The organism is Guptibacillus hwajinpoensis (genome assembly GCF_020171785.1).
GTDB lineage: Bacteria > Bacillota > Bacilli > Bacillales > Guptibacillaceae > Guptibacillus > Guptibacillus sedimenti.
Window position 1 is genome coordinate 115,024 of the sequence record NZ_JAIVAE010000012.1, and the last position, 9,453, is coordinate 124,476.

The 9,453-nt window shown below is 40.8% G+C and carries 11 protein-coding genes; 10 read left to right on the plus strand and 1 reads right to left on the minus strand.

Annotated features, from left to right (window positions below; genetic code table 11):
* Positions 1 to 341: 341 nt before the first annotated feature.
* Entirely contained in the window at positions 342 to 536 is a 195-nt protein-coding gene (locus tag LCL91_RS17555) for a hypothetical protein (protein ID WP_098446470.1), read from the minus strand.
* Positions 537 to 708: 172 nt separating this feature from the next.
* On the opposite strand from LCL91_RS17555, the gene LCL91_RS17560 reads away from it, so the two are divergent.
* The 10 genes from LCL91_RS17560 to paaX all read left to right on the plus strand — a co-directional run bounded on the left by LCL91_RS17560 (position 709) and on the right by paaX (position 9,304).
* Positions 709 to 1,698: a lipoate--protein ligase gene (locus LCL91_RS17560; RefSeq protein WP_224884213.1), complete on the plus strand. Its 990-nt coding sequence runs from the start codon at positions 709 to 711 to the stop codon at positions 1,696 to 1,698.
* Between the two features lie 198 nt (positions 1,699 to 1,896).
* Complete coding sequence (locus tag LCL91_RS17565) at positions 1,897 to 3,423, plus strand: fatty acid--CoA ligase family protein (protein ID WP_224884215.1); 1,527 nt, start codon at positions 1,897 to 1,899, stop codon at positions 3,421 to 3,423.
* A 142-nt stretch (positions 3,424 to 3,565) separates the two neighbouring features.
* Positions 3,566 to 4,498, plus strand: coding sequence for a 1,2-phenylacetyl-CoA epoxidase subunit PaaA (paaA, locus tag LCL91_RS17570; RefSeq protein ID WP_224884236.1), 933 nt, complete (start codon positions 3,566 to 3,568; stop codon positions 4,496 to 4,498).
* A 6-nt stretch (positions 4,499 to 4,504) separates the two neighbouring features.
* Positions 4,505 to 4,837: a 1,2-phenylacetyl-CoA epoxidase subunit PaaB gene (gene paaB / locus LCL91_RS17575; protein WP_224884217.1), complete on the plus strand. Its 333-nt coding sequence runs from the start codon at positions 4,505 to 4,507 to the stop codon at positions 4,835 to 4,837.
* Positions 4,837 to 5,613: a 1,2-phenylacetyl-CoA epoxidase subunit PaaC gene (gene paaC, locus LCL91_RS17580; RefSeq protein ID WP_224884220.1), complete on the plus strand. Its 777-nt coding sequence runs from the start codon at positions 4,837 to 4,839 to the stop codon at positions 5,611 to 5,613. Before paaB ends, paaC begins: the two co-directional genes overlap by 1 nt.
* Positions 5,614 to 5,626: 13 nt before the next feature.
* Positions 5,627 to 6,100, plus strand: coding sequence for a 1,2-phenylacetyl-CoA epoxidase subunit PaaD (gene paaD / locus LCL91_RS17585; RefSeq protein WP_224884222.1), 474 nt, complete (start codon positions 5,627 to 5,629; stop codon positions 6,098 to 6,100).
* Positions 6,101 to 6,297: 197 nt separating this feature from the next.
* Positions 6,298 to 6,618, plus strand: a complete 321-nt coding sequence (locus tag LCL91_RS17590; protein ID WP_098446477.1) for an EthD family reductase — start codon at positions 6,298 to 6,300, stop codon at positions 6,616 to 6,618.
* 15 nt (positions 6,619 to 6,633) lie between these two features.
* Positions 6,634 to 7,407, plus strand: coding sequence for an enoyl-CoA hydratase-related protein (locus LCL91_RS17595; RefSeq protein WP_224884224.1), 774 nt, complete (start codon positions 6,634 to 6,636; stop codon positions 7,405 to 7,407).
* A gap of 134 nt (positions 7,408 to 7,541) precedes the next feature.
* Positions 7,542 to 8,318: an enoyl-CoA hydratase-related protein gene (locus LCL91_RS17600; RefSeq protein WP_224884226.1), complete on the plus strand. Its 777-nt coding sequence runs from the start codon at positions 7,542 to 7,544 to the stop codon at positions 8,316 to 8,318.
* 92 nt (positions 8,319 to 8,410) lie between these two features.
* On the plus strand, positions 8,411 to 9,304 hold the full coding sequence (gene paaX, locus LCL91_RS17605) for a phenylacetic acid degradation operon negative regulatory protein PaaX (protein WP_224884228.1): 894 nt from the start codon (positions 8,411 to 8,413) through the stop codon (positions 9,302 to 9,304).
* Positions 9,305 to 9,453 lie beyond the last annotated feature (149 nt).

The window sequence follows — 9,453 nt, forward strand, 5'->3', positions numbered from 1 at the left end:
AGTCCTTCTTCTGGCTTTTTGAATGATAGAAATGGAGCAATTTTTGTTTACGTTCAATAACTCCAATATCTCCGTTTCTAAACGCTCGTTTCCGCTTTTCGTAGATCCAGCTGCAGTGGGCAGGTCCTCGAGTCGCTTCAGACGTACATCCGAACACAAAGACCGTGTTCAAATATACGTCTTCCAGCGCTTGTCGGACCTACCCGCCCACTTCCGCTTTTCGTGTCTAGCTGCAGTGGGCAAATCCTCGGGCTGTTTCGCCCTTTCGATTGAGACAAAAAGCGTCTCATTCGAAAGGTCTCCAACATTCTGCGGATTTAACCGCCCACTTCCGCTTTTCTTTATTCCCCCAGCGTTGCGTCTAGTTTTCCGTTCATGTCCATTAGGAAGCCGATTTCTCGGCCTAGTAGGCGGGCTAGTTCTTTGGATTTTTTTTCGCCTTCGGATTTGATTTGTTCGATGGTTAGGCTTGAGTTTAAGTTTGATGCCCCTACGACGACGGGGATTTCACCTTTTTCGTAATACACGATTTTCATATTGCTCCTCCTCAAAGTACGTTTGCTTACAATATTCGTACGGAGACAGCTAGGAAAGGGTAGAGGTGTTGTGCTTTTTCGTACTTTGGTCGGGGGGACATAAGTATCAGGTTTTGATTCCTTTCCAACAATTCATTAGAATAGAGATAGAGAACATACAGGAGGTACAAGGATGCTTTATATAGATAATGAAAACATTATGGATGCTGGTATTAATCTAGCGATTGAGGAATACATTTTGAAGGAGCTTGATCCTGAGGAAACTTATTTGTTATTTTACTCGATGAATCCAACAGTTATTGTTGGGAAAAATCAGAATACCATTGAGCAAATTGATACGAGTTACATACGCGAGAATGGTGTGGATGTCATTCGTCGTCTTTCGGGTGGAGGCGCGGTTTATAACGATCCGGGTAATCTAAGCTTTAGCATTATTACGAAGGATGACGGCAATAGTTTTCACAATTATAAGAAGTTCACCGATCCGGTAGTAAAGGCACTTAGCAAACTTGGTGTCGATGCGGAGCTCAGTGGACGAAACGATTTGTTAGTGAACGGGAAGAAAATATCAGGTAATGCCCAGTTTTCAACCAAGGGGAGAATGTATAGTCATGGAACGCTAATGTTTAATGTGAACTTAGAAAATGTAGTGAAAGCTTTAAAAGTAAATAAAGAGAAGATTGAATCGAAGGGCATTAAATCCATTCGCAGTCGCGTTACAAATATTAGTGAACATATGGATCAAGAGATGACGCGTGAGCAATTTAAACAAACGTTACTTCAGTATATTTTCGAAGGAGAAAAAGAAATTCCTTCTTATGACTTAACCGAAAAAGATTGGAAAGCCATCCATGAAATTGCGGAGGAACGGTATAAGAATTGGGATTGGAATTATGGTCGCTCTCCAAAATTTAACGTTCAGCATTCAAAGCGTTTTCCGATTGGGTCAATAGATGTTCGTCTTGAAGTAAAGAAGGGGTACATCGAACAGGCTACGATTTTTGGGGATTTCTTTGGCGTCGGAGACGTGAAAGAAATAGAAAACCAACTACTGGGTGTTCGCTATGAACGTGGATCGCTTGAAGAAGCTCTTCAAGAAGTGGACGTATCTCATTATTTCGGGAAAATAACAAAAAAGGAATTCATTGATCTTCTATACTAAAAGAAAGGAGCTGGGAATCCAGCTCCTTCTTCTTTTGTTGCCTCTTTCTAGTTGTTCTAAATATTTTAGAACGTTTTTTTGTTGAGAATTAATTTATGAACTTTTCTTTGTTCCCCTTGCTAGCAAAATTTTCTTCCAATATAATATATTTAGAAAATTAAAAATGAATGACTACTCATTCATATAGGAGGAGAGCGAATGAATCTATCTCAGCAATTAAAAGAGACAGCAGCGACTTATCCTGAGAAACAAGCTTACATTTATCAGGATGAAGCTGTTTTGTACAAAGAACTTGATCAAAAGGTTTCTGATTTTGCTACAAATTTATTGGCAGAAGGAATTAAAAAAGACGATCATGTGGCTTTAATATTAGGGAACTCACCAGAGTTTTTAATTGCTTACTACGGTGTCTTAAGAGCTGGTGCAGTCGTTATTCCAATTAATCCTATTTATACTCCAGATGAAATTGGCTATCTTCTTCATAATGGAGACGTGAAGGCAATTGTTACATTGGAACAAGCACTCCCTCTAGTTGAAAAAATGGCCGATCAATTAACTGATATCGTTCTCGTAGCTTATACGGGTGAGGGGAAAGAAGAGAAAGTTATTGCAAACACAAAATTGAAACCGTTTACAAAAATGATTGAAGATCAAAACGAGGTTTTTCCAGATGTTACGATAAACGAAGATGACTTGGCTGTTATCCTGTATACATCTGGAACAACAGGAAAACCAAAAGGTGCGATGCTTTCTCATAAGAATTTATTTAGTAATGCATCAGATACTGGCTCTTACCTTCAAATCTCTTCTAATGACGTTGTGGTTACTGCCCTTCCTATGTTTCACGTGTTTTGCATGACCGTTTCAATGAATGCCCCTCTTATTTCTGGAGGGACGTTGTTAATCCTTCCTAAGTTCAGTCCTCAAGAAGTTTTCCGCGTTGCTGAGAAATTCAAAGCTACTATTTTTGCAGGAGTACCAACCATGTATAATTTCTTATACCAATACCCAGAAGGTCGAGCTGAATATTTTCAGCATATTCGACTTTGTATTTCAGGAGGTTCTTCGTTACCTGTGGCTCTTCTACACCGTTTTGAAGAAAAGTTTCAAGTTCGGATTTCAGAGGGATACGGATTATCAGAAGCATCTCCTGTTACGTGCTTCAATCCATTGGATCGTCCCCGTAAAGCAGGCTCGATTGGTATGAACATCACGAATGTTGAAAATAAAGTCGTTGATGAACTAGGACAGGAAGTTCCGGTAGGGGAGGTTGGAGAGCTAGCTGTTAAAGGTCCAAATGTGATGAAAGGTTATTATAAAATGCCAGAGGATACCGCAGTAACGCTGAAAGAAGGCTGGCTATTTACTGGTGATTTAGCGAGGATGGATGAAGAGGGCTACTTCTATATTGTAGATCGAAAAAAGGATATGGTCATCGTAGGCGGATATAATGTCTATCCAAGAGAAGTTGAAGAAGTTCTTTATCAGCATCCTGATATCGTTGAAACAGCGGTAGTGGGCGTCCCAGATCCGAACTTCGGGGAGGCAGTTCAAGCCTTTGTTGTCACAAAGCAGCAGATGACGGAAGAAGATGTAATGAACTATTGTAAAGAGCATCTGGCAAAATATAAATGTCCGACGATTGTAGAGTTTATTAGTGAATTGCCGAAGAATACAACTGGAAAAATATTAAGAAAAGCTCTTCGTAAACAAGTAAACGCTTAAGACAAAAGCCGATCCATTTAGGATCGGCTTTTGTTATGAATAATCAGAAAACAATTGATATTTATATAACAATAAAATATAATGACGTTAAATAAACGTTATATTGGAGGTGCGCACAATAGTGATTACTTCAAACGAAAGAATGGATCATTTTATGAATCGGATCAATAGTGGCGAAAAAATTGAAGCGGATGATTGGATGCCAGATGACTATCGAGAAGCGTTAATTCGTTTGATATCCATGCATGGGATTAGCGAGATTATGGGAGCTTTACCTGAAAAAGAATGGGTTCCAAAAGCTCCATCTATCTACCGAAAGCTTGCGATTATGGCGAAAGTTCAGGATGAAATGGGCCATGGTCAGCTATTGCTTCGAGTAGCAGAAGATTTAATGGAACCACTAGGGAGAAATCGTGATGATATTATGAAAGATCTTTTCTCAGGAAAATTGAAATTCCATAATGTCTTTCATATGAAAGCCCCAACGTGGGGAGATGCTGGTGTGATTGCATGGTTAGTAGACGGTGCGGCAATTATATCGCAGACGATGATGCTTGGAACGTCTTATGGACCTTATGGCCGTGCTTTAAAACGCATTTGTGCTGAAGAGGTGTTTCATGCTCAGCATGGTGAAAGCATTATTATGGCGCTAGCTGAAGGAACGAAGGAGCAACGTACCTTATTACAAGATTCTATTAACAGATGGTGGACCTCGTTATTAATGTTTTTTGGGCCAAAAACAAACGTCGAAACAGGACACAGTCATCAAGATAAAAATATGCGCTATAAGCTTCGTACCAAAACGAATGAACAGCTCAGGCAGGAATTTCTAACAAAATATGTTCCTCGAGTATGGGCGCTAGGTCTAACGATTCCAGATCCCACCCTGAAATTTGATGAAGAAACTTCTGAATGGCAGTATCAACAGCCAGATTGGGAAGAATTCAAGAAAATTGTGACTGGACATGGTCCAAAATCGAAGGAGCGATTAGCGCTACGAATGCGATCGTATGAAATGAACAGTTGGGTAAGGGAAGCGCTCGGAACAAGTAAGGTATCAAATATTGCGAGGTGATCTGTCGTGAGTAGTCCTTTTTATGAAGTCTATGAGGTGTTTAGCAAAAAAACGGATACATCTGCACTTCAGCATCAATTTAGTCTTCTTGCGCCAAATGAGGAACTTGCCTTTGTTATGGCAAAGGAAAATTTCTTTCGACGTGAGCAGGCAGCTGATATCTGGGTCGTAAAGCGAGACCACATTAAACGAATGAATTCGGAAGAAAAAGAGGCAGTGAAGCACTTAGAGAAGAGTTACCGAGAAACGAAGGGTTATGGGTATTTAAAGAAAAAATGGCGTCAGTATGAGCAAGAGCAACTTACTGCAAAAGACATCATGGGAGGGGGAGAAGGCTAATGGAGTCTTTGGAATACCGAGAGTGTTTAATTGAACTGATCTATCAATTAGCAGATGATGATTTTCTGCTAGCATACCGTGGATCAGAATGGCTAGGTCTTGCGCCTCATATTGAAGAAGATGTAGCGTTTGCTTCAATTAGTCAGGATTTGATGGGGCATGCCGCACTTTATTATGGATTACTAGAAGAGCTTGGAGAAGGAAAGATAGATCACTTAACGCATAATCGCTCTCCTGACTATTTTCGAAATGCCATTCTTGTAGAGTTGCCGAATGGAACGGGGACTTATTTAGAAAATCCATCATATGATTGGGCATTTACGGTTGTTCGAAATTACTTCTATACGCTGGCCAAAAAGGTTCGACTTGATTCAATTAAGAAATCATCTTATGAGCCACTGCAACACATTGTTCAAAAGATCTCCATTGAGATGAGCTACCATATGATGCATTGGGAAGTTTGGTTTAAGCAGCTTATCAGTAGTACAGCTGAAGCGAAAAGTAGAATGGAAGAAGCAATGAGCATTGTATTTGCAGAGTTAGGTGGTGTTTTTTCATACGGGCGTATTGGTGATCGAATGGAGAGGCTTTCGCTTATTGAAAGTGAAGAGGTCCTTAAGGAACGATGGATGGTTTACTTAAATAAAGAAAACATCCAGTATTCTATGAAAATGAAACAGGGGGATGGTCGAAATGGCATTCACACACCCCATTTAGCGGAAGCGCTTGCTACGTTGTCAGAAGTATATCAATCTGTCGCAACAGCGGAGTGGTGAGGAGGGGAAGGGGATGATACTTAAAGAGAAAGTGATGAAGGTGCTTGATACGGTAAAAGATCCGGAAATTCCTGTTGTAAGCGTAGTGGACCTTGGGATGATCCACAACGTTTCTGTTTATAATGATCGAGTCACAATTGAAGTGATGCCAACATTCTCGGGATGTCCTGCATTAGAAATCATCAAAAGGAATATCGAGCTTGCTGTAGAAAGTATTCCTGAAGTGAATTCTTTATCTGTTGCATTTATTCGGCATCCCATATGGACAACCGAACTTGTTTCGGAAAAGGGGAAGCAGGAATTGAAAAAGTTTGGTATTGCGCCACCTGAAGCCCGTGTGGAAGGGGAATGGCATGTGCCGTGTCCATATTGTGGATCAGTTTATACAACAATGGATAATATTTTTGGACCAGCAGCTTGTCGAAGTATTTTGTATTGTAAGTCGTGTAAAAACCCATTTGAAGCGATGAAGCCTGTATCAATTTAATTAGCTCTTTTCGTAGTTATTGTTGTTTTTAGATAAGTGGTTCATTTCCGCTCCAGGATGCTCCCTTTCCGCGGGGCGGGCGGTGAGCATCCTTCCGCTACAATTAGCGAAGTGTGGTTTTTATTCAATAATTGATTCAAAAGCAACAATCTATTAGAAAAGAGCCATTTAATTAAAATAAGAAAGGTTGATGAATGATGGTTAAAGTGATCGCATTGTATAAACAGCCGGAGAACGCCCAGAAATTCGATGAGCATTATTTTAATACGCACGCCCCAATTACAGCTAAAATCCCTGGACTGAAAAAAATGGAAGTGACAAAGATTGTTGGCTCACCTATGGGCAAAAGCGACTATTATTTGATGTGTGAAATGTACTATGAAGATCATGAATCGATGAAAGCGGGAATGAAGTCTCAAGAAGGTAAGGCTTCAGGTAAAGATCTAATGAGTTTTGCTGGCGATCTAGTAACACTAATGATTGGCGAAGAAGTTGGAGAAACAGCAGATACAAAATAAAGTGAGGTGCAAGGAATGTTTGAAACGATTGAATATGAAGTAAAGGATCGCGTAAGTTGGATTCGGTTAAATCGACCGAATAAATTGAATGCGTTTACATTTAAAATGAATCAAGAAATAACGGAAGCGATGAAGCTAGCGAATAACGATAATGAAGCTCGCTGTGTGGTGATCACAGGTAATGGAAGAGCTTTTTGCTCAGGTCAGGATTTAGGTGGCGTTGAAGAAGATGTGGATCATGGTGAAATGCTAAGGGCTACTTATAATCCGATGGTAAAAGAAATTACCTCTTCTTCTAAACCGGTCATTGCTGCAGTTAACGGTGTAGCGGCAGGTGCAGGCATGAGTCTTGCTCTTGCGTGTGATTTTCGATTAGCTCATGAAAACGCAAGCTTTATTGAAGCATTTGTTCATGTTGGCCTTGTGCCTGATTCTGGGAGTACCTATTTTCTTCCGCGCCTGATTGGTCATGCGAAAGCGCTAGAACTTGCGCTGCTTGGAGACAAAGTAAGTGCTCCAGATGCTAAGGAGCTTGGACTTGTGACGCAAATTTTTTCTAATGAACAATGGGAGAAAGGAATTAATCAGTTTGCAAACCGCCTAGCTAGCCTTCCGCCCAAAGCGGTAACTCTCATTAAACAGAGCTTACTCCGCAGCTGGGAAAGTACCCTTGATGAGGTGCTTGAAATGGAAGCTGTGGCGCAGGCCGAAGCTGGTCAAACGAAAGATCATAAGGAAGGTCTTCTAGCATTTACCGAGAAGCGTAAACCAGTTTTCCAGGGGAGTTAAGAGAGCGAGAGATAAAAGCAGGAAACCGGGGGTAAATCTTGAATAGATGCTATAGAGCGAAAGTAGCCGTGGAGGCTGGTAAACGGCCTTCCCGGCTCTTTCCTATGCTTACTACTATAGAAGGAGGTCTTCAAATGTCAGTTGTTACATATGAAGTGAAAAACCATGTTGGATACGTAACTTTAAATCGACCAGAAGTTCTAAACTGTTTTAATTACGAAACCCTTTCAGTACTGCAGGGAATAGTTGACGATATCTATTCAGATCGTGAGGTTCGTGCTGTTATTTTTTTAGGAGCTGGTGAAAAGGCTTTCAGTGCAGGAGCTGATTTGAAAGAAAGAAGAACACTCTCTGACAGTGAAGTCCGCCGCAACGTAAAAAAAATCCGAGAAGTGTTTTCTTCTGTTGAATCACTTCCTCAGCCAACAATCGCAGCATTGAATGGGTTTGCTTTTGGTGGAGGTTTTGAGCTTGCTCTTGCGTGTGATTTTCGCTATGCCGTCGAAGGAACAAAAATGGGCTTAACCGAAACAAGTCTAGGTATCATACCGGGAGCGGGAGGAACCCAGCGTTTACCTCGTCTAATTGGCACAGCGAAAGCGATGGAATTGGTGTTAACAGCACGAAAATTAACATCAGAAGAGGCTTACGAAAGTGGTATTCTAAACGGGGTCGTACCACTTGAAGACTTGCTTAAAAAATGTGAAGAGTTAGCACAAGAAATCTGCCAAAATGCTCCAATTGCTGTGCAGCAGGCGAAGTTTGCTGTCCGAGAAGGTATGAATGTGGATCGTCATACAGGAATGGCAATTGAATCGAAAGCTTATGAAGTAACAATCCCAACGAATGACCGTCTTGAAGCATTAGATGCCTTTGCAGAAAAAAGGAAACCAATTTTTAAAGGGGAGTAGTTGTTGCAGAAGAGGAAAGGCTCTGGTAGTATAACATCATATTTGAACCGCGTTTTTATTTCGGAATGCTTTAAGCAAGCGGAGGTATGATGATGAGCGAATCTTTGAATACACGCTCCATGATTTTTACATTGTATGGAGAGTATGTTAGACACTATGGAAATGATATTTGGATTGGTAGTTTGATTCGTCTTCTAAAAGAGTTTGGGCACAATGACCAATCTGTTCGAGCGGCGATTTCACGAATGAGTAAGCAGGGCTGGGTGGAAGCAAGGAAAGAAGGAAATAAGAGTTTCTACTATTTAACAGAACGTGGGATTAGGAGAATGGATGAGGCGGCTGAGAGAATATTTAAGCTCCGGCCAGCAGAATGGGATGGAAGATGGCGTATGTTTCTTTATACCATCCCTGAAGAGAAGCGACATATTCGAGATGAGCTACGTAAAGAGCTTGTTTGGAGCGGGTTCGGCAGTTCATCCGCTAGCTTATGGCTTTCACCTAATCACCTTGAAGAACAGGTGAAATGGCTGATCGATAAGTATGAAATTAATGACTACGTTCATTTCTTTGTTGCTGATTATAAAGGTCCACACGAAAGCCATGCCATTGTCAATGAATGCTGGGATTTGAATGAAATAAGCAATCGATACCGTGAGTTTATTAAAATGTATAGTGAGCGATATGTGATCGATCGTAGTAAAATCGAAAATGGGAAAATGAGTGATGGCGACTGTTTTGTAGAACGCGCAAAGCTCGTTCATGAGTACCGGAAGTTTCTATTTATTGATCCGGGCCTTCCATCCCAACTATTACCTGACGAATGGCCTGGCGAGCATGCAGCCATGTTATTTAGCGATTACTATAAAACGCTTGCGAAACCAGCTTCACGTTTTTTTGAAGAGGTTTTTCGAGAAGGAAATGAACTAAAAAATAAAGATAATGAGTATGATGCGCTCCAGCATCCTTTGTTATCGGACAGGTCATAGAAGTAGAAAGAAGGAACGGGTATCCCGTTCCTCAGGCTGTCGAGAAAGTCTCGACAGCCTGTTTTTTTTATCTCATTTCCCTCAATTATCCATTTTGTTTTGTTATCCTATAGGTAGATTCTATTTAGGCGGTGATTTTAATGTTCCAA

What these genes read in the sequence shown, in the direction of transcription:
- LCL91_RS17590 (WP_098446477.1), top strand. Translation starts at nt 6,298, where the DNA reads ATGGTTAAAGTGATCGCATTGTATAAACAGCCGGAGAACGCCCAGAAA.
- paaD (WP_224884222.1), top strand. Translation starts at nt 5,627, where the DNA reads ATGATACTTAAAGAGAAAGTGATGAAGGTGCTTGATACGGTAAAAGAT.
- paaC (WP_224884220.1), top strand. Translation starts at nt 4,837, where the DNA reads ATGGAGTCTTTGGAATACCGAGAGTGTTTAATTGAACTGATCTATCAA.
- LCL91_RS17595 (WP_224884224.1), top strand. Translation starts at nt 6,634, where the DNA reads ATGTTTGAAACGATTGAATATGAAGTAAAGGATCGCGTAAGTTGGATT.
- LCL91_RS17560 (WP_224884213.1), top strand. Translation starts at nt 709, where the DNA reads ATGCTTTATATAGATAATGAAAACATTATGGATGCTGGTATTAATCTA.
- paaX (WP_224884228.1), top strand. Translation starts at nt 8,411, where the DNA reads ATGAGCGAATCTTTGAATACACGCTCCATGATTTTTACATTGTATGGA.
- LCL91_RS17555 (WP_098446470.1), bottom strand. Translation starts at nt 536, where the DNA reads ATGAAAATCGTGTATTACGAAAAAGGTGAAATCCCCGTCGTCGTAGGG.
- LCL91_RS17565 (WP_224884215.1), top strand. Translation starts at nt 1,897, where the DNA reads ATGAATCTATCTCAGCAATTAAAAGAGACAGCAGCGACTTATCCTGAG.
- LCL91_RS17600 (WP_224884226.1), top strand. Translation starts at nt 7,542, where the DNA reads ATGTCAGTTGTTACATATGAAGTGAAAAACCATGTTGGATACGTAACT.
- paaA (WP_224884236.1), top strand. Translation starts at nt 3,566, where the DNA reads ATGGATCATTTTATGAATCGGATCAATAGTGGCGAAAAAATTGAAGCG.